This window comes from Coprococcus eutactus (assembly GCF_025149915.1).
Taxonomy (GTDB): Bacteria; Bacillota; Clostridia; order Lachnospirales; family Lachnospiraceae; genus Coprococcus; species Coprococcus eutactus.
On the sequence record NZ_CP102278.1, the window covers coordinates 2277501 to 2300583 of the forward strand.

Annotated in this window: 20 protein-coding genes (1 of these 20 running past the window's edge); 1 reads left to right on the forward strand and 19 read right to left on the reverse strand. The window is 43.5% G+C overall.

Features of this window, described 5'->3' with window-relative positions; genetic code table 11:
- The 15 genes from tsaD to NQ536_RS10075 all read right to left on the reverse strand — a co-directional run.
- Nucleotides 1-868, reverse strand: partial view of a tRNA (adenosine(37)-N6)-threonylcarbamoyltransferase complex transferase subunit TsaD gene (gene tsaD, locus NQ536_RS10005; protein WP_004850308.1) — the 5' portion only. It extends 155 nt beyond the left edge of the window; the window shows 868 of its 1023 coding nt (coding positions 1-868); its start codon is at nucleotides 866-868; its stop codon lies beyond the left edge, outside the window.
- Nucleotides 869-991: 123 nt separating this feature from the next.
- On the reverse strand, nucleotides 992-1909 hold the full coding sequence (locus NQ536_RS10010) for a ribonuclease Z (protein WP_004850306.1): 918 nt from the start codon (nucleotides 1907-1909) through the stop codon (nucleotides 992-994).
- A gap of 35 nt (nucleotides 1910-1944) precedes the next feature.
- On the reverse strand, nucleotides 1945-2160 hold the full coding sequence (locus NQ536_RS10015) for a hypothetical protein (protein WP_004850304.1): 216 nt from the start codon (nucleotides 2158-2160) through the stop codon (nucleotides 1945-1947).
- A 194-nt stretch (nucleotides 2161-2354) separates the two neighbouring features.
- Nucleotides 2355-2798, reverse strand: a complete 444-nt coding sequence (rimI, locus tag NQ536_RS10020) for a ribosomal protein S18-alanine N-acetyltransferase (protein ID WP_227135102.1) — start codon at nucleotides 2796-2798, stop codon at nucleotides 2355-2357.
- 45 nt (nucleotides 2799-2843) lie between these two features.
- Nucleotides 2844-3572 (reverse strand): tRNA (adenosine(37)-N6)-threonylcarbamoyltransferase complex dimerization subunit type 1 TsaB, encoded by a 729-nt coding sequence (gene tsaB, locus NQ536_RS10025; RefSeq protein WP_004850300.1) that lies wholly within the window; start codon nucleotides 3570-3572, stop codon nucleotides 2844-2846.
- The gene (gene tsaE, locus NQ536_RS10030; protein WP_004850298.1) at nucleotides 3569-4006 is read right to left on the reverse strand and encodes a tRNA (adenosine(37)-N6)-threonylcarbamoyltransferase complex ATPase subunit type 1 TsaE; all 438 of its coding nucleotides are present in this window, start codon (nucleotides 4004-4006) and stop codon (nucleotides 3569-3571) included. Before tsaE ends, tsaB begins: the two co-directional genes overlap by 4 nt.
- A 45-nt stretch (nucleotides 4007-4051) precedes the next feature.
- Entirely contained in the window at nucleotides 4052-4531 is a 480-nt protein-coding gene (locus NQ536_RS10035; RefSeq protein ID WP_004850296.1) for a deoxycytidylate deaminase, read from the reverse strand.
- A gap of 200 nt (nucleotides 4532-4731) precedes the next feature.
- Nucleotides 4732-5937: an aspartate kinase gene (locus tag NQ536_RS10040; protein ID WP_004850295.1), complete on the reverse strand. Its 1206-nt coding sequence runs from the start codon at nucleotides 5935-5937 to the stop codon at nucleotides 4732-4734.
- A gap of 140 nt (nucleotides 5938-6077) precedes the next feature.
- Nucleotides 6078-7277 carry a homoserine dehydrogenase gene (locus NQ536_RS10045; protein WP_004850293.1) on the reverse strand — a complete coding sequence of 400 codons (1200 nt, stop codon included), beginning with the start codon at nucleotides 7275-7277 and terminating at the stop codon, nucleotides 6078-6080.
- 193 nt (nucleotides 7278-7470) lie between these two features.
- Nucleotides 7471-8583, reverse strand: coding sequence for a peptide chain release factor 2 (gene prfB, locus NQ536_RS10050; RefSeq protein ID WP_004850291.1), 1113 nt, complete (start codon nucleotides 8581-8583; stop codon nucleotides 7471-7473).
- 22 nt (nucleotides 8584-8605) lie between these two features.
- Nucleotides 8606-11179, reverse strand: coding sequence for a preprotein translocase subunit SecA (secA, locus tag NQ536_RS10055; RefSeq protein WP_004850290.1), 2574 nt, complete (start codon nucleotides 11177-11179; stop codon nucleotides 8606-8608).
- Nucleotides 11180-11458: 279 nt separating this feature from the next.
- Nucleotides 11459-11986: a ribosome hibernation-promoting factor, HPF/YfiA family gene (gene hpf / locus NQ536_RS10060; RefSeq protein ID WP_004850288.1), complete on the reverse strand. Its 528-nt coding sequence runs from the start codon at nucleotides 11984-11986 to the stop codon at nucleotides 11459-11461.
- A 182-nt stretch (nucleotides 11987-12168) separates the two neighbouring features.
- Nucleotides 12169-13608 carry a C40 family peptidase gene (locus NQ536_RS10065; protein WP_004850287.1) on the reverse strand — a complete coding sequence of 480 codons (1440 nt, stop codon included), beginning with the start codon at nucleotides 13606-13608 and terminating at the stop codon, nucleotides 12169-12171.
- Nucleotides 13609-13794: 186 nt separating this feature from the next.
- On the reverse strand, nucleotides 13795-15540 hold the full coding sequence (gene pyk / locus NQ536_RS10070) for a pyruvate kinase (RefSeq protein ID WP_004850285.1): 1746 nt from the start codon (nucleotides 15538-15540) through the stop codon (nucleotides 13795-13797).
- Between the two features lie 67 nt (nucleotides 15541-15607).
- Nucleotides 15608-16489 carry a DUF1189 family protein gene (locus tag NQ536_RS10075; RefSeq protein WP_044997845.1) on the reverse strand — a complete coding sequence of 294 codons (882 nt, stop codon included), beginning with the start codon at nucleotides 16487-16489 and terminating at the stop codon, nucleotides 15608-15610.
- Between the two features lie 260 nt (nucleotides 16490-16749).
- Between NQ536_RS10075 and NQ536_RS10080 the strand changes: the two genes are divergently transcribed.
- Nucleotides 16750-19257, forward strand: coding sequence for a GH25 family lysozyme (locus NQ536_RS10080; RefSeq protein WP_004850280.1), 2508 nt, complete (start codon nucleotides 16750-16752; stop codon nucleotides 19255-19257).
- A 105-nt stretch (nucleotides 19258-19362) separates the two neighbouring features.
- Here the strand turns inward: NQ536_RS10080 and NQ536_RS10085 are convergent, their stop codons facing one another.
- The 4 genes from NQ536_RS10085 to NQ536_RS10100 form a co-directional block, all read right to left on the reverse strand.
- The gene (locus tag NQ536_RS10085; RefSeq protein ID WP_004850277.1) at nucleotides 19363-19941 is read right to left on the reverse strand and encodes a hotdog family protein; all 579 of its coding nucleotides are present in this window, start codon (nucleotides 19939-19941) and stop codon (nucleotides 19363-19365) included.
- 101 nt (nucleotides 19942-20042) lie between these two features.
- Entirely contained in the window at nucleotides 20043-21023 is a 981-nt protein-coding gene (gene bioB, locus NQ536_RS10090) for a biotin synthase BioB (protein ID WP_004850276.1), read from the reverse strand.
- Between the two features lie 257 nt (nucleotides 21024-21280).
- Nucleotides 21281-22219, reverse strand: a complete 939-nt coding sequence (locus tag NQ536_RS10095; RefSeq protein WP_004850274.1) for a transketolase family protein — start codon at nucleotides 22217-22219, stop codon at nucleotides 21281-21283.
- Nucleotides 22216-23043, reverse strand: coding sequence for a transketolase (locus NQ536_RS10100; RefSeq protein WP_004850272.1), 828 nt, complete (start codon nucleotides 23041-23043; stop codon nucleotides 22216-22218). Before NQ536_RS10100 ends, NQ536_RS10095 begins: the two co-directional genes overlap by 4 nt.
- Between the last annotated feature and the right edge of the window lie 40 nt (nucleotides 23044-23083).

Here is a 23083-nt window from a genome sequence, read left to right on the forward strand (position 1 = left end):
CACAGGCTGTCTTCATGCTGGCTCTCAGGGCAGAATTGGACGCAACTCCCCCTGCTATAGCTATTTTGTCCATCTTAAATTCTTTTGCAGCTGCTACAGCATGCTCCGTCAGCACCTCTGTGACCGCCTTCTGGAACGACGCTGCAACATCAGCCTCATTTATGTACTCATTCCTCATATGAGCCTGATTTATGTAGTTGAGCACAGCTGATTTGAGTCCACTAAAGCTGAAATCATACACCGACTCTGCAACCTTTGCCCTTGGAAACTCTATGGCATCTGGATTTCCTTCCTTCGCCTTGCGATCTATCTTAGGTCCGCCCGGATACCCCAACCCTATTGCACGCGCCACCTTGTCAAATGCTTCTCCTGCTGCATCATCTCTAGTTACTCCCAAAATCTCGAACTTTCCATAATCCACTACCTTTACGAGATGTGTATGTCCTCCTGACACTACAAGGCACATAAATGGTGGCTCCAGATCCCTGTTCTCTATATAATTTGCCGCAATATGCCCTTCTATATGATGCACTCCGACCAATGGTATATTCTTTGCAAAAGCAATGGCCTTTGCAGCCCCTACACCCACAAGAAGCGCCCCCACAAGTCCCGGTCCATATGTTACCGCAACCGCATCTATATCATCGAGTGTACAGCCCGCCTCTTTTAACGCCTGTCTGATAACCTGGGTTATCTTCTCTATATGCTTTCTCGATGCAATCTCTGGGACAACTCCGCCATATAGTGTGTGTATGTCTATCTGGGAATATATCACATTTGACAATACTTCTCTTCCGTTGACGACTACCGCCGCAGATGTCTCATCACACGACGATTCTATAGCCAGTATTTTTACTTCTTTTTCCATAATTCATCTCACCCTTGTCTATACGCGATTTTATACAATCATATATATAATCTGCCATGATCATAAACTTTACAAACAGCTTCTATACATTTTTCTGTGTTTTCCCGCCACAATAAACTTCTGCTATTCATTTTCCGAGAACTTCAAGGTTGTCGTTGTCCTGTCTTTTGCTGCTATTGTTCTAGGGAAGATCGACCGGATCTCATCCATGAACACTGCCGGCTTAGCCATAGAAGGACTATAATGCGTAAGCCACAGCTCTCCGACATCTGCCTCTGCCGCTATATTTGCAGCCTCCTGCATCATCATATGCTTATGCTCAACAGCCTTTATCTCTTTCTCCTTCTCACCGTACATTCCCTCACATATAAATAGATCGGAACCCTCAGCATATTTTTCTATAAGGGGTGTAGGTCTTGTGTCTGTACAATATGTAAGCTTAAGCCCCTTTCTTTCAGGTCCAAGCACCATATCCGGCGTGTATACATGGCCGTCCACTTCGTAGGTATTTCCCTTCTGTAGACCGTTCCAGTATTTCATTGGGATATCATTCTCCTTGGCTCTGTCCACGCTGAACTTACCAGTTCTGGGAAGTGTCATCGAATATCCATAACAAGTCACGTTATGATTTACCCTGAATGCATCTACTCTGATATCCTGCCATTCAAATGACTCCTCCGCTTCCGAAAGTTCCTGGAATTTTATCTCAAATGGAAGTTCCGGTGCTATGACCCGGAGTGAATTTACAACCTTCTCAAGCCGTTTTGGACCTACCATGAGCAGAGGCTCAGTCCTTTCTGCGTTGCCGATAGTCAGCAGCAGTCCAGGAAGCCCGCTTATATGATCTGCATGAAAATGGGTAAAACATATAACGTCTATCTGCTTAAACCCAATTGTTCCCTGCTGACGCATAGAAGTCTGTGTTCCCTCTCCGCAATCTATCAGCATCTCATGCCCATTATATCTGACCACGAGGGATGTGAGCGCCCTGTATGGAAGCGGCATCATCCCCCCTGTTCCCAAAAGACATACATCTATCATGTTCTTTCTCCATTTCTGTCACAGTGCGCCTTACATCATGCGTACTCTGTCACATTTTCTATTTCCGGAGGTATAACACAAGCTGCAACAAGCTTATCGTAACAGTTCTCACACATTCTCAATGTGTATTTCTTGCCATCCTTGTCTGAAAAATATCCCCATTCTTTCTGAATAAGAACATAGTCCTCTTTATCGTGTTTTTCTCCAAATACAATCTTTCTTCCACACATATTACATCTGATCTCACTCATACTATTCTCCTATCCGGCTATTTCCCGCCTGTATCATGTTTCTGATTATAAGCCAGATCATGCATATAATATACCGACAATGTTTTCCATCGTCCTGTCGTTTTTATTTATTTCTAGTTATTTATATATTTTTCGTTTTCTTTCGGTTTTATTTCAGTCTTTTTCATTATTTTTCCATATTTTTCTGTCATATTCTATATGCTCATTTCTTTCTGCATGACTATACCATCTTCAACCGGGGACGTGTAGTATCTTTTTCTTCTAGAGATTTCCTGAAATCCGAACCTGCCATACATCCCGATCGCCGGTGCATTTGACTGCCTTACCTCCAGAAATATATTCTGAACGCCCGATTTTTCACAGTCTTTTATCATCATCTCCATAAGGCTGGTTCCGATACCCTGACGTCTATATTCCGACTTTGCCGCCACCCTCAGGAGATCCGCCGAATCACATACCACAGAATATATGATGTACCCTTGAAATATTCCATCTTTCTCCATTACTTCCACGTGGTCAAAGTCTGATGCCATGGAGGACTGTATCATTTCCAAGGTCCACGGATTTGAAAAAGCTTCGCACTCCAGTGCAGCTATATTTTTTATCTTCTCTATATCATTCATCTCTGTATCACTCACCGTCAAAGTCAGAAAAGCTATGGCTATCTGTCAAAGTATATAAACCTAGTCTACTTTCTTCTCTAATACTGCCTTTTCTTTCTCTGTTCTCTCCCGTTCCGCTTGAGACTGTCTGAGATATTCAGGGGCAAAATCATCGCCGTTCTGATACTTTCCATCAGCAAATCTTATCTGTGCTGCAGCAGCCACCGAGCCTGCTCTCTGTTTGTTCATATGTGCAGGTGCAAATGCATATGGAACCTTTATATTCTCCTTTATGGTCTGAGAATACACATCTATTCCATCTCCCACAAATACGACCTCCTCATTTCTGTCATTCAACAGCGTGATAAGCTCTATAATATCCATAGGCGTCTGTTTAAAAATTGTCTCAAGACGATCCGCTTTGTCAAATCTGTAGAGTGCAGTATACACCTGTTTTCTTCTCGCATCCATGATAGGACATATCAGCCTGCTGCTTCCCCACATGTTATAGGCAAGGCCTTCCAGTGTCGGAACCGCAATGACTGGAATATTCCATGCCAAAGCAAGTCCTTTTACAGTGGCTGAGCCTATTCTGAGTCCTGTAAATGAGCCTGGTCCTGCAGCGACTGCAAGTGCATCAAAGCTTTCCTTGTCCGTCTCTGTCATCTTCACGATCTCATCCAGCATAGGCAGAAGTGTCTGTGAATGTGTTTTTTTGTAGTTTGTCGTATATTCCGCAATTAAATTATCATCCTGGACTATTGCGACCGACGCAACCAATCCTGAACTATCAAATGCTAAAATCTTCATCTGTGAGCATGCCTCTCTTCTATTGTGATACGCCTGTAATCAAGGCCTTTGTTCAAATCTTTCTCTATATCTATCCTGGTGTAATCATCAGGCAGTATTTCTTCTATAAGGTTTGCCCACTCTATCAGGCATACACCTTCCCCGTATATCATTTCGTTATATCCTACCTCATCCATCTCGTCAACATCACCGATTCTGTACACGTCAAAATGATACAGCGGAAGCCTTCCCTCATCATATTCTTTCACTATTGTAAACGTAGGGCTGTTTACGACTTCGGTTATGCCAAGGCCTGCCGCCACGCCCTGGGATATGATAGTCTTTCCCACACCCAAGTCACCGTATATACAGTACACCTGTCCGGAAACAGCATCTTTGCCAAGCTGTATTCCAACTTTATATGTCTCTTCTCTGCTATTACTCTCTATGATCACTAGTCTATCTCCTGTCTGTTATACATACACAAATTGATCCGTACTCTAAAGATCCAGAGTGATCTTTTTTCCTTTAGACTCAAACTGTCTGTACTTCACCCCAGCCATGTCAAACATTCTCTTTGACGCTATTGTGCTGTCCGTGGAAGCATACTTGTCCGACATGTATACAACTTCCTTGATGCCGCACTGAATGATTGCTTTGGCACACTCATTGCAAGGAAACAGTGTCGAATATATAATGGCATCTTTTAGATTTCCACCTCTGTAATTAAGAATGGAATTCAGTTCCGCATGGCACACATAGAAGTATTTGTTGTCCAGTGGATTTCCCACTTTTCCCCACGGCATAGCGTCATCATCACATCCCGCCGGCATTCCATTATATCCCATCGACAGAATTCTATTATTCTTATCTACTATACATGCCCCAACCTGCGTAGACGGATCTTTACTTCTCTCCGCGGACATCATAGCTATTCCCATAAAATACTGATCCCACGATATATAATCTGCTCTCTTCATACCCTGAACTCCTTCCTAAATTCATTACATTCTCCTCATACGGGGGCAGACGCATTTTTAGGCGCTCCGCGCGGCGTCTGCTTTATCACGAGGACTCTCCCGCCTTGAGGGCGGGAGAGTCCTCATGATAATATACGCCGGAGTTTCCCCCGGCGTATATACTATCCTAATATAACAGGACTTTATTGGTTCTATAACAATTAACGATCGCCGAGAGCGAACTTGTCATGAATTGCATTCATGGCGCGTTCTGTATACTGCTCATCAATGAGTACAGTAACTCTGATCTCTGATGTTGATATCATTCTGATATTGATATTCTCATCATAGAGTGCTTCGAACATCTTTGCTGCAACACCTGCATTTGACTGCATTCCTGCACCAACGATAGAAACCTTTGCAACATTCTTGTTTACATCAATGCTCTCGTACTTACCGATGTTGTTCTTGATGATCTCCTCTGCTCTGTCTGCGTTCTCATCGCTGCATGTAAATGTGATATCCTTTGTTCCGTGTCTTCCTACCGACTGCAGGATCATATCTATATTAATATCGTTCTTTGCGAGCAGATTGAAAAGCCTAAATGCAACCCCCGGTGTATCCTCCAGTCCTACTACTGCTACTCTTGCTGAGTCTGTATCTGACGCAACACCACTAACCAACATCTTCTCCATCCCAGTATCCTCCTTAACTATTGTACCTTCTGAAAAATTGAGACTTGAACGAACAACCAACTGAACACCAAACTTCTTGGCGAGCTCAACTGAACGGTTGTGCAGAACGCCTGCCCCAAGTGTAGCAAGCTCAAGCATCTCATCGTATGTTATTGTATCCAATTTACGTGCGTTCTTTACCTTACGTGGATCTGCTGTGTATACTCCATCCACATCTGTATAGATCTCACACGCATCAGCGTTAAGTGCCGCTGCAAGCGCAACAGCTGTTGTATCTGAGCCACCGCGGCCAAGGGTTGTGTAATCATCATACTTGTTGATTCCCTGGAATCCTGTAACTATAACTATCTTTCTCTGCTCAAGTTCATGTCTGATCCTCTCGACATCAATTCTCTTCAGACGTGCATTACCGTATACTGAAGTCGTATGCATTGCCACCTGGAATGCGTTGAGCGATATTGCCGGAACCTTCAATGAATTCATTGCCATAGCCATAAGTGATACAGACATCTGCTCTCCGATAGTGAAAAGCATATCCATCTCTCTCTTAGGAGGATTTTCATTTACCTGCTTTGCCATATCTATCAGCTCATCTGTGTATTTACCCATAGCAGACAGTACTACAACAACGTCGTTCCCCTTCTGCCAGTCCTCGATACATCTTTTGGCCACGTTAAAGATTCTTTCGGTATTTCCTACAGAAGTACCACCAAACTTCTTTACTATTAACATATTGTCCTCCTGATCGCTCGTTTGAAAATTTGTATATTCAACGCCCTGCGTATATAAAGATCATATCCGCAGAGAGAAATAAGCCTTTTGTAAAATAACTCAATTCCACTAGGATTTCAAGAGCTTTGCATAATATTGTACTAATCGAGCACTCTGAGAGCACTCTTTACACCGATCTTATTGCAACATGTCTCAAATTTGCCCTCAGTGATAACTGCTGTGACAAATGCTTTCTCATTCAGATCAGAATCAACGTACTCTACTTCACCAAATACCGCCTTTATCGCATCCTCGTCCTTCTCCTCTGTTCTTATGAAGAATCTGCTTACCGAGTCCTCAAATGCCCCCATCTCAAGCTCCTCATCATCCCAAATGATCGGGACATTTCTTCCCATATTTCTGACTGCGTCTATAACATCTGATACAACCGCAGATGCTGTAGGAAGTTTTCCTGCACCCTTTCCATAGAACATTACATCGTCAAGAGCATTTCCGTGCACAAGTATACCATTGTATACATCATCTATCTTCGCGAGCGGATTATCATGCGGAAGCATGACCGGTGCAACGTATGAGTAAAGCTTGCCATCTGTCTTTCTCGTTGTACCAACAAGTTTGACTGAATATCCCATCTTATCCGCATATTTGAAATCATCTGTTGTTATCTTTGTTATTCCCTCCATGTGTATCCTGTTGTAATCCAGATTCTTTCCATACACAAGAGATGTAAGTATCGCTATCTTTCTGCATGCATCACCGCCCTCTACATCTGCCTCTGGATTGCGCTCTGCATAACCAAGATCCTGTGCCTGTTTTAACACAGTAGCATAATCTGCACCCTCTTTGTCCATCTTGGTGAGAATGTAATTAGTCGTACCATTAAGTATTCCTGTGATCTCTGTCACATCATCTGCTGTGATGGATGTGTTGAGTGGTCGTATAACAGGTATTCCGCCGCCGGCTGACGCCTCAAAGAAGAAATTGATATTGCCCTCTCTGGCAATTTTTAAAAGTTCAGGGCCATGAACTGCAACGAGCTCCTTGTTTGATGTTGCAACACTCTTGCCCGCAAGAAGACATTTCTTGACAAATGTATATGCCGGCTCAACGCCTCCCATTACCTCTACCACAACGCTGATCTCGTCATCGTTTAGTATGTCCTCAAAATCATGGGTGAGAATGTTCTCAACAGGATCCCCTGGAAATGTTCTGAGATCAAGTACCCTCTTTACATTTATCTCCTGCCCAGCTCTCTTATTAACAATATCATGGTTGGTGTTAATCACTTCCACAACTCCTGAGCCAACTGTACCATAACCTAATACTGCTATATTCACCATGTCCCTTATTCTCCTTATCTTCCTCTTTTATCTTTTATTGCGTCTTACTTATGTGTTTTTGTAAATATTTTATGTATCAACCTGCATATTCATCATGTAAATTTAATACGTCATTACTTTATCAGTATAAAGCGTCATTGTCAAAGCATAATTTCTAACAGTATATATAAATTATATATGGTAGACTATCTTATCACACCTCAACTCTGTTCACCCACTTTAGATATGCAGTCATAAAGCCGTCCAAATCACCATCGAGAACCGCCGACACATTGGAATTCTCATAAGATGTTCTCTTATCCTTGACCATGGTGTATGGCTGCAACACATACGACCTGATCTGACTTCCAAATCCATTGTCGGTAACTTCTCCGCGGATATCCGATATTCTTTCCAGATTTTCCTGTTTCTTCAGAAGATACAGCTTGGACTTCAACATCTGCATGGCCTTGTTCTTATTCATTAACTGCGATCTCTCATTCTGGCACTGAACCACTATTCCTGTAGGAAAATGTGTGATTCTGATGGCTGATGATGTTTTGTTGATATGCTGGCCACCGGCTCCGCTTGATCTGTAGGTATCAATTCGTATATCTTCATCCCTGATTTCTATCTCCAGATCCTGTTCTATATCAGGTATAACATCACACGATGCAAACGAGGTCATTCTCTTACCCGCAGAGTTGAACGGAGATATCCTGACAAGTCTGTGAACTCCCTTCTCGGACTTGAGATACCCGTATGCATGTGGTCCATTTATCTGTATGGTAACCGACTTTATTCCAGCCTCGTCACCTTCAAGAAAATCAAGTACCTCAACGCTCATGCCGTGCTTTTCTGCCCATCTGGTATACATTCTGTAAAGCATGCTCGCCCAGTCGCACGACTCCGTACCACCCTCTCCCGAATGAAGAGTGAGAACAGCATTGCAGTCATCAAACTCATCCGTGAAAAGCAGGTTGATCCTGTACTCTTCAAATTCTTTCTTGAATATGTCTATCTGTTCCCCTATCTCCGGTATAAGGCTTGAATCGTTCTCCTCCTCAGCCATGAGTATGAGGGTATCTATATCTAAATAGTCATTCTCAAGCTTTTTGTAATTGTCCACCAGATCCTGGAGGTTCTTCAGTTCCCGTGACACCTCCCTAGATCTGTCTACATCATCCCAAAAAGACGGCTGCTCCATCTCATAATTAAGTTTTGCTATTCTGTCTGTCTTATTTTCAATATCCAGAGACGACTTGACCTCCTCAAGAGGCTCCTTGTAGGAAGCCATAGCTGCTCTGAACTCATCTATCTCTATCACTCAGCTTCTCCTGTATATCTTATTATGCATTCTTGCCGCAGCAATTCTTATACTTGAGACCACTTCCGCATGGGCAAAGATCATTTCTGCCGATCTTCTTTGCCTTCTTCACAGGTCCCTTGGACGCTGTATCGTCCTTGTTTGTTCCTGTAACCTTATTTACCTCTTCTCTCTCTATCTTCTGCTCAACCTTTATTCTGTACAGAAGTCTGACTGTCTCCTCACGGATGGCTGCTGTCATCTCGTTGAACATGTCATATCCGGCAAACTTGTACTCCACTACAGGATCTCTCTGTCCGAGGGATCTGAGTCCAATACCCTGTCTGAGATTATCCATATCATCGATGTGATCTGTCCACTTTCTATCTATGGTTTTTAAGAGAATAACTCGCTCGATCTCTCTCATCTGATCCGGATCATTGATCTCCTTTTCCTTATCAGCATAAAGCTCAAGTGCTTCATTAATAAGTCTCTCTTTAAGTTCCTTTATGTCAGCTTTTCTTATCTCCTCATCTGTGAGTGTGACAGGCTCCGCAAATGGAACTATGTTTCTTATCATATCGTCCAGTTCTACCTGATTCCACTCCTCCGGAGCACTCTCGGATGAGCAAATCTGGTCAACAGCAGCGCCTATATCATCCTTGATCATCTTGAGTATTACCTCATGCATGTTCTCGCCGTCAAGAACTCTTCTACGCTCCTTGTATATGATCTCTCTCTGCTCGTTATTAACTCTGTCGTATTCGAGAAGATTCTTTCTGATGGCAAAGTTGTTGCCTTCAATCTTCTTCTGTGCCTTCTCAACGAAGTTTGATATAGTCTTGTGCTCTATCTCCTCACCCTCTGGTATCTTCAGCGTATCATACACGCTCATAACTCTCTCTGAACCGAAAAGTCTCATGAGATCGTCTTCAAGTGAAAGGTAGAACTTTGACTCACCCGGATCTCCCTGACGTCCTGAACGTCCTCGGAGCTGGTTGTCTATTCGTCTCGACTCATGTCTCTCTGTACCTATGATCCTAAGTCCGCCAAGTTCGGCAACGCCCTCCCCAAGCTTGATATCAGTACCACGTCCTGCCATGTTTGTTGCGATAGTTACGGCATTCTTCTGACCTGCATCCGCTACTATCTCAGCCTCAAGCTCGTGGAACTTCGCATTAAGAACCTTATGAGGAACTTTCTTCTTTGTGAGCAGGTGACTCAATTCCTCAGATGCATCGATATTGATAGTACCGACAAGGACCGGCTGTCCTTTTCTGTAACTGAGGTTGATCTGTTCAACTATGGCATCCAGCTTCTCCTTCTTTGTCTTAAATATAGAATCCGGCTGGTCTATTCTCTGGATAGGTCTGTTTGTTGGAATGACAACAACATCCATACCGTATATCTCTCTGAACTCCTCTTCCTCTGTCTGCGCTGTACCAGTCATACCTGCTTTCTTGTCAAACATATTGAAAAAATTCTGGAACGTGATGGTTGCAAGAGTCTTACTCTCTCTCTTTACCTTCACATTCTCCTTTGCCTCTATAGCCTGATGCAGTCCATCGGAGAAACGACGTCCCGGCATGATACGTCCGGTAAACTCGTCAACTATGAGAACTTCATCATCCTTTACAACGTAATCCCTGTCTCTGAACATGAGGTTGTGTGCACGGAGAGCCAAGATAATGTTGTGCTGTATCTCCATATTCTCAGGATCTGACAGGTTATCTATATGGAAGAACTGCTCAACCATCTTGACACCGTTCGCTGTGAGCATAACGTATTTATCTTTCTCATTTACAAGGAAATCTCCATCTTCTTCAACCGCTGTCTTCATGAGCATATCCATCTTGGATATCTCTCCATCGCCCTCGCCGCGCTTCATCTGTCTTGCAAGATAATCACACATCTTGTAGAGCTCTGTAGACTTGCCACTCTGACCTGATATGATAAGAGGTGTACGAGCCTCATCGATAAGAACTGAGTCGACCTCATCGATTACACAGTAGTGCAGATCTCTGAGAACCAGCTTCTCCTTATATATGACCATGTTATCTCTCAAATAGTCAAATCCAAGCTCATTGTTTGTTACATAGGTAATATCACAGTTGTATGCATCACGTCTCTCATCTGTAGTTGAACTGTTCAAGATGATACCAACCTTGAGTCCAAGGAATTCATGAACCTGTCCCATCCACTCTGCATCTCGCTTTGCCAGGTAGTCATTGACTGTAACAACATGGACACCCTTTCCTTCCAGGGCATTCAGATAAGCTGGGAGTGTTGATACCAGTGTCTTACCTTCACCAGTTCTCATCTCAGCGATTCTTCCCTGATGGAGAACGATACCACCGATAAGCTGTACTCTGTAGTGCTTCATTCCAAGCACACGGTATGCAGCCTCTCTCACAACTGCAAATGCCTCCACCAATATATCATCCAGCGTCTCTCCAGCTGCAAGCCTGTCTTTAAACTCCTGTGTCTTTGCCTTCAGCTCTTCATCCGAAAGCGCCTGCATCTTTTCATCAAGTGCCTCTATTGCATCAACGATAGGTCCTATCTTTTTAAGTTCCTTCTCGCTGTGCGTTCCAAATATTTTCTCAAACAAACCCATGTTGTTTTTGACCTCCTAGCTATCGTTATTCAGGGTACATTCTAACATCTTATGCTATTTATATCAAGCAAAAAGGAGACCTCCCAAGCAGGAAAGTCCCCTTATTTATTACTTTTTTATTAGATTTTAATTAGTTCTTTATTACTTGTTAATATGTTTGTTTAGTAATATGTCTACTGATCTGTTTAGCAGTTCTTATATTGAAAACATCTCTCGATCATGTTCTGTTCTTATCTTGATTATTATCTTGATCATATTCTAATCATGCTTCGAACATCTTTAGAACTCTGGCTCGATGAGACCATATGTGTTGCCCTTTCTCTTATATACAACATTCACTTCGTCTGTCTCTGCGTTTCTAAATACATAAAAATTGTGTCCCAGAAGATCCATCTGAATGCATGCATCCTCAGGATACATAGGCTTAACTGCGAACTTCTTTGTTCTGACGATCTTGATATCATCATCATCCTCTATGTCCTCATCCACGAAAGCTTCATTGAGATACGCCACATTCTGCTCCTTATCTATGAGCTTCTTGCGATGCTTTGTAACCTGTCTCTCGATAACCTCTACAACAAGGTCGATTGAAACATACATATCATCACTTACCTGTTCTGCTCTGATGATGTGTCCCTTCATAGGAATGGTTACTTCTATCTTCTGTCTATCTTTCTCCACGCTGAATGTGACCTGTGCGCCAGTGTCAGCTGCAAAGTACTTCTCAAGCTTTGAGAGCTTATCCTGTACTGCATTTCTAAGTCCTTCTGTAACTTCAATGTTCTTACCGCTGATTATGTAATTCATGATGCCCAACTCCTTCTTTTTTGGATAAAATCCAAATTGATATATTTATTATACCATAAACAGTCTTTTTTTCAATATATTTGGCAGAATTTAATGTGCATATTGTTCACATTGTTTTGTTGAAAATGCTTTGTTTCCGCCATATTGAACAATGAATGAACACATTTTATCAGTATACAGTTTTACTGACCTAGCAGTCTCACCGCACATATAGGCGTGCTGTAGAATGCTGATGATATCTTGATACCGGTCTCCTCTGTACTTGCATGGACTATCATGCCGTCTCCTATATAGATCGCACAATGCTCTATCGATCCGTCGTATCCATAGAATAGTATATCTCCCGGCTCAAGGCTCGCTGTATCCACTCTGGTTCCATAGCCTGACTGTGCACCCGCCGAATGTGGAAGTGAATAACCGAACTGTGCATATACTGCCATTACAAATCCTGAGCAGTCCGCACCATCTGTAAGGCTTGATCCACCATATACATATGGATTACCGACAAACTGTGTAGCATAATTTGCAAGATCTATACCGGTCTGGCCGCTAGGTGCTGCCGTTGTGTCACTGCCGTCATCGCCATCTGACGAACCCTGACCATCCGAAGCATCCTGGCTGTCGTCTGAATCCTGATCATAATCATACTGGCCATCAGTACCCGAATCTCCATCATATGAATCATCATCTGTGTCTTGATTGTCATATGTATCATGGGCATCATCTGTGCCCTGATCATCCGAAGTATCTTGAGCATCAGTTGCATCCTGTGTCTCGCATGCGTCCGCCTCATCCTCTTCTGCCTGCTTCTGTGCATTCTCCTGTGCCTGGATCTCCGCCTGAAGCTCCTCAAGAGTCTTTGCCTCATCTAGCTTGTATGTATACTCTATATAATCCGCACTCACATATCCGCTGGTCTGGTCGTCAAGAGCAATCTGCACCCACTTATCCGTCTGCGAGAGTATGTCAAAGCTCTGTCCTGCTCCAACCTGTGTTATGCAGTCAGCTGATGTATCAGCCTGCTCCCTGACATTCAGTGTCTCTGTGTTGACTGTGGCCATCTTGCTACAGTTTGCCTCTGCGTACTCTCCTGCATCATCGCCGTACAGAAGAAGGTCATTTCTTATGTATCCAACGCAGTTGCCTGATGACACCTTAGTCCACTCCTTACCTTTCTCAACTACGTCTGCAACACCAGCGTTTCCTATGATACCTACCACGTCTGAATCTATTCCAGCCGCAGATCTGATGTTGACATAGTCATCTGTTACCGCTATACACCTGTCCTCAAACTGAGGATACTTTATCTTCTTTATCTTCTTTGTCTCGCTTTTATCTCCGTCCGTTTTTTTGTCGGCGGCAACTATATCGTCTTTTGTGGAGCTTCCTGAAACTGGCTTTGCCGCATCAGACGCTGTTGCAACATTTTTCTGCGAACTGTCTGTATCTTTATCTGCCCCACCCGCAAGCGAGCTGGCGTACTTGTCAAATGCCGACGAGATGCCAACCGTTGAATCGTTAAGCAGTTGGCTTGCGCTTACCGTTCCGAGTGACGTCGTTATGAGCATTCCTGCAGCCGCAGCCACGACGATGGTCTTTTTTATTGATTTTGACTTGTACATAATAAAACCTCCTGTGCATCTTCATATCGCAACAATTATTACGTTTTTGTTACAAATCCATTGTAGTATAGCAATAACTGTTACCTTTGTCAACACAGGAGGAGGTTGTTTTATACATTTGTATTTATATTCTGTTAATTTTTTGTTACATCTTTAGTTTTATTCTTTTCAAGTACCGATGAATATTTAGTTGGATATCACAACTCCATCTTCGCCATTTACTGTAACTATGGAACCTGACTTCAGGATCTTGGTTGCATTCTGGGCACCCAGGATAACTGGGATATCTCTGCTGAGACCAACGATGGCTGCATGTGAGTTGCCACCATTCTTCTCACAGACAATGGCTGATGCTGTCTTGAGCTGATCCATTATCCTGTTGCTTGTCTCGCTTATAACTATGATATCTCCATCTTTATAATTCTTGATCAGATCATCCTCTGTCTCACATACACATAACGGTGCTGTGACAGATCTCTCATTTATCGAGAATCCTTTCACAAGGATATGTCCTACAACGTGCACCTTGATGAGGTTTGTCGTACCTGTAACTCCAAGAGGAACTCCGGCTGTTATTACAACCACCTCGCCATCCTTAACGTATCCGTTTCTCTTTGCCGCATCAACTGAATGCTCGAACAGATCGTCAGTGTTGTTCTCTTCCTTTATAACAAGAGGCTGTACTCCCCATGACAGATTTATCTGACGCGCAACTTTTGGTACCGGTGTACATCCGATGATAGGGCACTTTGGTCTGTACTTTGAAAGCATTCTTGCCGTCTTACCTGACTTTGTAACGGTGATTATAGCTGCTGCTGCAAGATCTATCGCTGTTGTACATGTAGCATGTGATATGGCGCTTGTTATGTCTGGGTTCTGAACCGCATCACGACTGAAGAAACGCTTGTTGTAATCAATATCCATCTCTGCTCTCTCTGCTATGGTCTTCATCGTGTGAAGTGCCTCCACAGGATACTTTCCTGCGGCAGTCTCTCCTGAGAGCATGATCGCACTGGTTCCGTCATATATAGCATTTGCAACATCTGTAGCCTCAGCTCTCGTCGGTCTTGGATGTATCATCATTGAGTCGAGCATCTGAGTTGCAGTTATGACCTGCTTATCTGCATTGTAAACCTTCTTTATGATCATCTTCTGGATGATAGGCACGTCCTCAAGAGGGATCTCAACGCCCATATCTCCTCTGGCAACCATGATACCATCTGAGACTCTGATTATCTCATCTATGTTGTCAACACCCTGCATATTCTCAATCTTTGCAATGATGTTGATATTGTCGCACTCATACTCATCAAGTATCTTTCTTATCTCCAGGATATCATCCGCAGATCTGACAAATGAAGCAGCTATAAAGTCAAAGTCGTTCTTGATTCCAAATATTATATCCTCTCTGTCCACATCGCTGATGTACGGCATGGTGAGGTTGACTCTAGGAACGTTGACACCCTTGTGGTTTGAGACAGGTCCGCCATTTTCAACACGGCACACGATCTCCGTTCCTGTCACCTTCTCTATCTTCATATTGATAAGTCCGTCATCTATAAGTATGATGTCACCCGGCTTTACATCATTCACAAGATTCTTGTAGGTTATGGACACCTTTGCCTGATCTCCAAGGACATCATCCGTTGTGAGGGTAAAAGTCTGTCCCTCAACAAGCTCAACTTTGCCTTCCTTAAAATCTCCAACACGGATCTCAGGTCCCTTTGTATCGAGCAGCGTTGCAACAGGCAATCCCAGCTCATCTCTAAGTTTCTCTATTCTGTCCTTATTTTTTCTATGCTGAGCATGATCTCCATGAGAAAAATTGAACCTGGCGACATCCATTCCCTCAAGCATAAGTTTTCTAAGCACCTCGTCATCATCTGTTGCTGGTCCAAGTGTACAGATAATCTTTGTTTTTCTCAAATTCATTGTGATACTCCTCCTATTGTTGTTTTATATGTTATATTTTTTGCTTTAATATACCTGTCTGTCCAGGTTATAAATTCGGCTGCTGACTGCCTGAAAGCATTGTTGCCTTACCTCTCAGCTCCCCCGGATTCTGAGCATTATATCTATATATCGCCATAAACATATATGCTGCACATATCATAAATGTTAGTGTCATCAAAGTTTTCTTTGCCGGCCACACATATGTGGATATCAACAGTAGTATTGGATACCAGAGTGATCTTATATACAAAGCTGCTCTGTACACAGCCCCAAGTGAGACTTTAAGTTTAAGGGCTGACGAAACTATCAAGCCTACTATCGCCACTATAAACGAAACCCAAAACGTCTTTATTATTCCACCTATCACATTTCCTATATACAATGCGGTCAGAACCGGTGTGTCCCATTTATTTATAATATCCAATATATCCTGTTTTCCAAATGAGCTAGCATGATAAACCTCATTTAATGCCTCGTACAGATCCTTCGCTTTTATGGTACTCATTCTTCCATTTTCCATTGATAGTATTTCTGCCCCTGTCACAACAAAAACCGTGGTATAGACATTTTCTTTTCTAAGGGACTCTATCTCTTTTGCAGAGGAATCCTTTATGGATGTATCCACTAGTATGTATGTCATATTCTCATCATCAGACCACTGGTAACGTCCTTCATAATAAAATCCGTCATTGCTGAGTGCAAAATCTTTCACCGCCTCATCCACAGTCCTGGCCAATCTTCCATTTCCAAATAGCTTGTTATATGGCAGCCAAAATGTAAATAGATAGAGTATGATGCTCATACCCAATACGACCATCACTGCATGCCATGTCTTTCCACTCTGTCCATTTTTCATATATGCCTCCGGCTTTACAACGCCGACAAACATATTTTTCAGAGAGCAGCCAAATCCTATCTTTTCGTCCAATTTTATCTCCTTTTCGGAACGCTTCATCCTTTTTTAATAATAGTGCCGTAAAATCTATTACAGTATAACATACTATATATTCATTTCATACGTAAAACATTACCGTTTATACCTTTTGAATGAATATTTACCCATTTTTTACCATTCCAGAACTATTTTGTAATATTTTTGTAACAATTACCATCGTTTTTATTGACATATAAAAACAAAAGAACTATTATGTTAACAACAATTAATAACTAACATTTCGGAGGGTTTACATGATTCGCAAAAAACTAATCAGAACAATACTAGGGGGAGCTCTCAGCGTTGCCATTCTTGCCGCAATGGCTGCACCAAACAATACTTCATACGCAGCTACTGGCACTGATATACAACCTGCATTCGCCGATATCCAACAATCTATAGACACCACACAGGATTTTATCTCCTCAGGATCTTTCAACACACAGGGAGCCTTACCTGTTTCCCCTTCCAATTATACCCATGCAGCCCAGTTCAAGGGTTACAAGATTCAAAAGGGAATAGATGTATCAGAATGGAATGGCTCGATAAACTGGAAAAAGGTAAAAGCCTCTGGCATAACCTTTGCATTTATCCGTGTCGGCGGACGCTACTACGGTTCAGGCAAATTCTATGTAGACGCAAATTACAGAGAAAATCTCAAGGGCGCGATAGCCGCTGGTCTAGATGTAGGTGTCTATTTCTACTCACAGGCCATCAACTCTTCAGAGGCTAAGGCAGAAGCCGCATACACTATGAATCTCATATCCGGCTATAACATCAACCTTCCTATTGTAATGGACTATGAATATGCATGGGAGGAAGGAGTTGGAATTACCGGAAGGCTGTACAATGCGAATCTGTCAAAGAGCGCAGCGACAACAGTCATCAACTCATTCTGCTCCGCAGTAGAGATCAGAGGATATGTAGGCATGCTGTACGCAAGCAAGTCTGTCATAACCGATGATATGAACATATCAAACATAAATAACAAATACCCGGTATGGTCAGCGCTCTACAGCGACTCTGACACCGACTCGCTCAAGGCTAAGCACTCATACTGGCAGTATTCTGAAGACGGAACTGTTGCGGGAATCGGCCGCGCCACAGACATGAACTTCAGATATATAACTACCCCGGCTGCCCCGGCTTCACTTGTACAGCAGACTTCCACAGACTCATCCATAACCCTCACATGGAACAAGATTCCTGAGGTATACGGATACCAGATTGTACGTTACGATGAAAGCCAAAATAAATATGTAGCCGTTGGAACTGCAAAGGGTGCAAGCACTGTCACATTTACCGACAAGAATCTTCAGGACGGCAAGAAGTACACATACAAGGTCCGCGGCTATTATAAGTTGAACTCAAGAAATGTATATGGAACATACACTGACACCTGCACCGGTATCACCATCGCTGACAATATAGAAAACTTCAAGGTGGCAGCCACATCTGCCAGTGCTATCAGACTTTCATGGAGTCCTATAACGGCAGCTACTGGATACCGGATATACAGACTGAACCCTTCTACCGGTAAATATGAGGCGATCACGACTCTGACAAGCTCGACCACCACGACATACACCGACAAGGATCTGAATGCAGGTGCGGACTACAGCTACAAGATCAGAGCCTATACAACCACAGAGTCAGGTACAATATTGCATGTTGTATCGAATGCTGTAACAGGAACCACAAATCCAGGACTCGTCAGCGGCCTTAAGGTTCGCATATCAACATCTAATTCCATAAGCATCAAATGGAATCAGGAAAATAACGTAAATGGCTATCTCGTATATACATGGGATAAGGACACTGCCACATGGACAAAAATAGCTAATGTAAAGGGCGGTGACCAGACTGTCTACACACACACTGGGCTCAAATCAGCCACACAGTACAGCTATTCTGTAAGAGCTTACTACAAGAAAGACGGAGTTATGAGATACACAGACCTCTGCAGTGCTATAAGCGCTTACTCAGGTCCTGCTGCGCCGGCAAAGATTATCACAAAATCAAGGAGTGACAAGTCCATCTCATTTGCATGGAGCAAGGTGCCTGCTGCAACCGGATATCTTGTTTACAGATATGACAGCAGCTCCAGGAGCTACATCCTTCTCTCCAAGATAACCGATAACACCACATGCACATACACAGCAAACAACCTCAAATCAACAACTAGTTATGCTTTTGCTGTCAGAGCATATATCAAGAAAGATGGTGTATCCGGAGGAAGTGCTTACACGGTTCTAAAAACCGCCACAACGCCTGCTACTCCTTCGGCCATCAAATATATGCCACTCGGCGGCTACAGATGCACCAAATGGACTCCAGTCAAAGGCGCGTCGGGATATGTAGTATACAAATATGATAAACGTGCAAAAAAATATACGGCAGTGAAAAAGCTCACCGGCGAATCATCGAATATATACATCGGAGCTGCAGTTGACGCAAGGTACTATACATACACCGTACGAGCATATCTTACATATAACAAAAAGACTTATTACGGAGAGATGTCTTCATTGCCAGTCTCAGGAACTCCCGTGGTGATCGGCACTGTCAACGACTATGCAGTGAGAGTCCGCAGAGGTCCATCGACAAACTACGGCATTATAACAGAGCTTTACAAGGGACGAAAGGTTTATGTCGTAGGTGGCGCGAAGAAAAACGGTGAGACATGGTACAAAATATCATTCAAGATTGGATCAAAGACTGTAACAGGCTATATGCGTTCTGATTTTATCAAGATCCAGTAATATGATCTACTAATAAAGAGACCTCCAGTTCAGTGTTATCTGAACCGAAGGTCTTTTATTTTTGCTACTAACAATAAATTGCAGAAATTATAAGTCAAGCTCTAATTACTTTACGACCTTGAATGAGGCTTTCACATAGCCATCTGCGTAGAGCACATATTCTCTTCCATTGCTGCCCCACATGAGTTCTTCCTCAGCGTATGAAGGCTCCACGAACTTGACGTCAAGCCTCTTCAGATCCTCATGCGCACATGCTGCAGTGCGTAAGAGCAGCATTCCCTGAACTACAGGATGGTCTGTGAGATGGATCTTATTCTCGTCTCCTGTCTCCTTGCTGAATGCATATACCTCTTCCTTGGTAAATGTGTGGAACGGCTTCTCATCCTCATACTCAGCCTTCTCCACTCTCTTGATATCCTTCTCCTTGTCAGACGCTTTTACGAGTGTGATGGTCATCTTCTCAACAGGAGTCTCTTCTCCCTCTACCTTTCCAAGGATAGAGAGTATGTACATGAATGCGTTCTCCTTAACATCACCATACTCATATGTGATGCTGTCGGCAGCCTCTGCCTTCTCCCTATCTACCGTGTAGGATATCTTTCCTATGAATGCTCCCTGGTATGTGGATGCATCCATGTCTGTCATCTTTGTTCCAAGTCCCATGATCCTGTCATAAATCTTCATATAATTCTCCTTCTAAAACTTATTCTGCCTGTTATATTCTCTTATTTGCATGCTGTTAATCCTTCTCATCCAATTGCCGTGCGCACAGCCCCCACTAATGTCTATGAATGTTTTCTGTCCGTGACAAATCCGTTTCTTCTTATCATGTCAAAGTCAAGGTCAAATGATGTTCCATCGGTGGTCAGGAAGTCTCCACTTATGACTGCGTTTGCACCGGCTGCAAGTGCTGCCTCGCCGTTGTCCTCATATCTGCCGCGTCCGGCAGCAAGCCTTATCATGACTTTCGGCATTACAAATCTGTAAACCGCTATCGTTCTGACGTACTCCTCCTCAGTGAGAGGTGTCTTGTCATAGAACGGCGTCCCCTCCCTCGGGTTGAGGAGGTTCATCGGAACCGAATCCACGCCAAGCTCTCTGAGTTCAAATGCAAGCGCCACCCTGTCCTCAAGTGTCTCGCCCATGCCGAACAGACTGCCACTGCACACCATGAGTCCCGCAGCCTTTGCAGCGCGTATTGTCGTCTTCTTCTGTTCCTGTGTGTGACTGGTACACACCTCCGGAAAATATTCTGGAGAGGTCTCAAGGTTGTTGTGTATCATCGATAAGCCCGCGTTCTTTAGCTTCGTGAAATCCTCCTGATCCAGCAAGCCAAACGATGCACATATATTAATATCCACGTTGTCGTGTATATCCTGGACTGTTTTCTCTGTAAGCTCTAACTCACGCTTTGAAAGTCTCCTGCCCTCAGCCACAAGGCAGTACCTGAAGCTTCCCTTGTTATAGTCAATCGATGCACCCTCAGTAACCGCTCCATTGCCAAGCAGATTTATCTCTGGTATATCCTTCTTCGCTATCCTGGACTGTGCACAATATCTGCAGTTCTCTGTGCATCTGCCCTCCTTCACGCTTATGACCGAACACACATCGCACCGATCTCCGCAGAAATGCTCTCTTATCTCATTTGCTGAAGCCGCCAATATATCCAGATCCTCATGTGCAAGCTTAAGAGCCTCATTATATGTGATCTCCGCTCCACCGCTGAGCACACGTGTCTTAAGTTCCTCTACATACTCTCTGCCCATATGATTCCTACCTCTCTTCTGTAAAGTTCTCCAGTTTCATCTGGTCTTCAGCCCTTGTGTATAGTAACGTCTGGTATCAGCCAGATGTACAAAGTATGTTTAACCGGACATCTGCCTACCCATACGTATATATGGAAAGAGCCTGCCACTGGCAGGCTCCCCCATCTGTATATAACGCTCTATGTCTTTCGCAGATATTTAGTCTCAGCTATTTCAGCTTATATATCTGCCATGTAGTCCAAATTATCGCATCAGGATTACAGTGCAGCCTTGATCTGCTTATAGATACCCTCGGCATCAAGCTCATACTTGTGAAGCAGTTCCTTTGCAGGGCCTGACTCACCGAATGTATCTCTCACACCGATCCTTGTCAGCTTTGTAGGACACTTCTCAGCAAGCACCTCTGCAACAGCACTTCCGAGGCCACCTATGATGGAGTGCTCCTCAACTGTAAACACTCTTCCTGTCTTCTGAGCTGTCTCTACGATGATATCCTCATCGATAGGCTTGATAGTGTGTATGTTGATAATCTCTGCATCTATACCATCAGCAGCGAGCATATCCACAGCCTTCACAGCCTCAGATACACAAAGTCCTGTAGCTATGATAGATATGTCCTTGCCGTCCTTGAGCTTAACCCCTTTGCCAATCTCAAACTTGTATGTGCTCTCATCATTGAGTACTGGAACTGCCAGTCTTCCAAATCTGAGATATACAGGTCCAACATACTCATATGCAGCCTTGACTGCTGCTCTGGCCTCTACATCGTCACATGGGTTAATGACAACCATGCCCGGGATCTCTCTCATGAGTGCGATATCCTCACAGCACTGATGTGTTGCTCCATCCTCACCTACTGAGATTCCTGCGTGAGTTGCACCGATCTTCACATTCAGATGTGGATATCCGATAGTATTTCTCACCTGCTCAAATGCACGTCCTGCAGCGAACATTGCAAATGAACTCATAAATGGAACATATCCGCATGTTGACATTCCGGCAGCTATTCCTGCCATGTTCGCCTCCGCGATGCCACAGTCAACGTGTCGCTCAGGATAAGCTTTCTTAAAAATAACTGTCTTGGTTGCCTCTGCAAGGTCTGCATCTAAAACAACAAGATCATCATGTTCCTTTGCGATCTCTACTAAGGCATTGCCATAGCTCTCTCTGGTTGCGATTGCTTTATTCTCTATCATAATGCTGCAGCCTCCTTCTCAAGTTCTTCCATGGCGATCTTATACTCTTCTTCATTCGGAGCCTTTCCATGCCAGCCGGCCTTGTCCTCCATGAACGATACACCCTTGCCCTTGATCGTGTGGGCGATGATCGCTGTAGGCTCACCCTTGTGGGACTTTGCCTCAGCAAATGCCCTGTCGATCTCGTCAAAGTCATTGCCATTGATATTGATAACATGGAAGTTGAATGCCTTGAACTTCTCATCTATAGGATATGGTGAACATACATCCTCAACCGTTCCGTCAATCTGAAGATTGTTGTTATCTACTATAACGCACAGATTGTCAAGCTTTCTATGTCCTGCGAACATAGCTGCCTCCCATATCTGTCCCTCCTGGATCTCTCCATCACCGCAGAGACAGTATGTTCTGTAATCCTTGCCCTGCATCTTTGCTGCAAGTGCCATACCTACTGCAACTGAAAGTCCCTGTCCCAGTGATCCTGATGACATATCCACTCCTGGAGTGTGCTTCTTGTCAGGATGTCCCTGAAGGTAAGATCCAACATGTCTGAGTGTCTTTAAGTCTTCTATTGGGAAAAAGCCTTTTAACGCAAGTGCTGCGTAGTAGCCCGGAGCTGTGTGTCCCTTTGAGAGCACGAATCTGTCACGATTCTCGTCCTCAGGATTCTTAGGATCCACATTCATCTCCTCGAAATAAAGATAAGTAAACAGGTCTGCTGCCGATAATGAGCCGCCTGGATGTCCGCTCTTTGCATTGTATACACCTGTAACAATGCCCTTGCGAACTTCTACAGCTTTTTTCTGAAGTTCTAATTTGTTCATCTCATTCTCCTTTTAACTGGATACTGTATTTGTATCATAC

What these genes read in the sequence shown, in the direction of transcription:
- tsaB (WP_004850300.1), bottom strand. Translation starts at nt 3,572, where the DNA reads ATGAAGATTTTAGCATTTGATAGTTCAGGATTGGTTGCGTCGGTCGCA.
- pyk (WP_004850285.1), bottom strand. Translation starts at nt 15,540, where the DNA reads ATGAATTTGAGAAAAACAAAGATTATCTGTACACTTGGACCAGCAACA.
- NQ536_RS10065 (WP_004850287.1), bottom strand. Translation starts at nt 13,608, where the DNA reads ATGTACAAGTCAAAATCAATAAAAAAGACCATCGTCGTGGCTGCGGCT.
- NQ536_RS10010 (WP_004850306.1), bottom strand. Translation starts at nt 1,909, where the DNA reads ATGATAGATGTATGTCTTTTGGGAACAGGGGGGATGATGCCGCTTCCA.
- hpf (WP_004850288.1), bottom strand. Translation starts at nt 11,986, where the DNA reads ATGAATTACATAATCAGCGGTAAGAACATTGAAGTTACAGAAGGACTT.
- NQ536_RS10045 (WP_004850293.1), bottom strand. Translation starts at nt 7,277, where the DNA reads ATGGTGAATATAGCAGTATTAGGTTATGGTACAGTTGGCTCAGGAGTT.
- secA (WP_004850290.1), bottom strand. Translation starts at nt 11,179, where the DNA reads ATGGGTTTGTTTGAGAAAATATTTGGAACGCACAGCGAGAAGGAACTT.
- NQ536_RS10080 (WP_004850280.1), top strand. Translation starts at nt 16,750, where the DNA reads ATGATTCGCAAAAAACTAATCAGAACAATACTAGGGGGAGCTCTCAGC.
- bioB (WP_004850276.1), bottom strand. Translation starts at nt 21,023, where the DNA reads ATGGGCAGAGAGTATGTAGAGGAACTTAAGACACGTGTGCTCAGCGGT.
- NQ536_RS10100 (WP_004850272.1), bottom strand. Translation starts at nt 23,043, where the DNA reads ATGAACAAATTAGAACTTCAGAAAAAAGCTGTAGAAGTTCGCAAGGGC.
- NQ536_RS10040 (WP_004850295.1), bottom strand. Translation starts at nt 5,937, where the DNA reads ATGTTAATAGTAAAGAAGTTTGGTGGTACTTCTGTAGGAAATACCGAA.
- NQ536_RS10035 (WP_004850296.1), bottom strand. Translation starts at nt 4,531, where the DNA reads ATGAAGAGAGCAGATTATATATCGTGGGATCAGTATTTTATGGGAATA.
- NQ536_RS10085 (WP_004850277.1), bottom strand. Translation starts at nt 19,941, where the DNA reads ATGAAGATTTATGACAGGATCATGGGACTTGGAACAAAGATGACAGAC.
- NQ536_RS10015 (WP_004850304.1), bottom strand. Translation starts at nt 2,160, where the DNA reads ATGAGTGAGATCAGATGTAATATGTGTGGAAGAAAGATTGTATTTGGA.
- NQ536_RS10095 (WP_004850274.1), bottom strand. Translation starts at nt 22,219, where the DNA reads ATGATAGAGAATAAAGCAATCGCAACCAGAGAGAGCTATGGCAATGCC.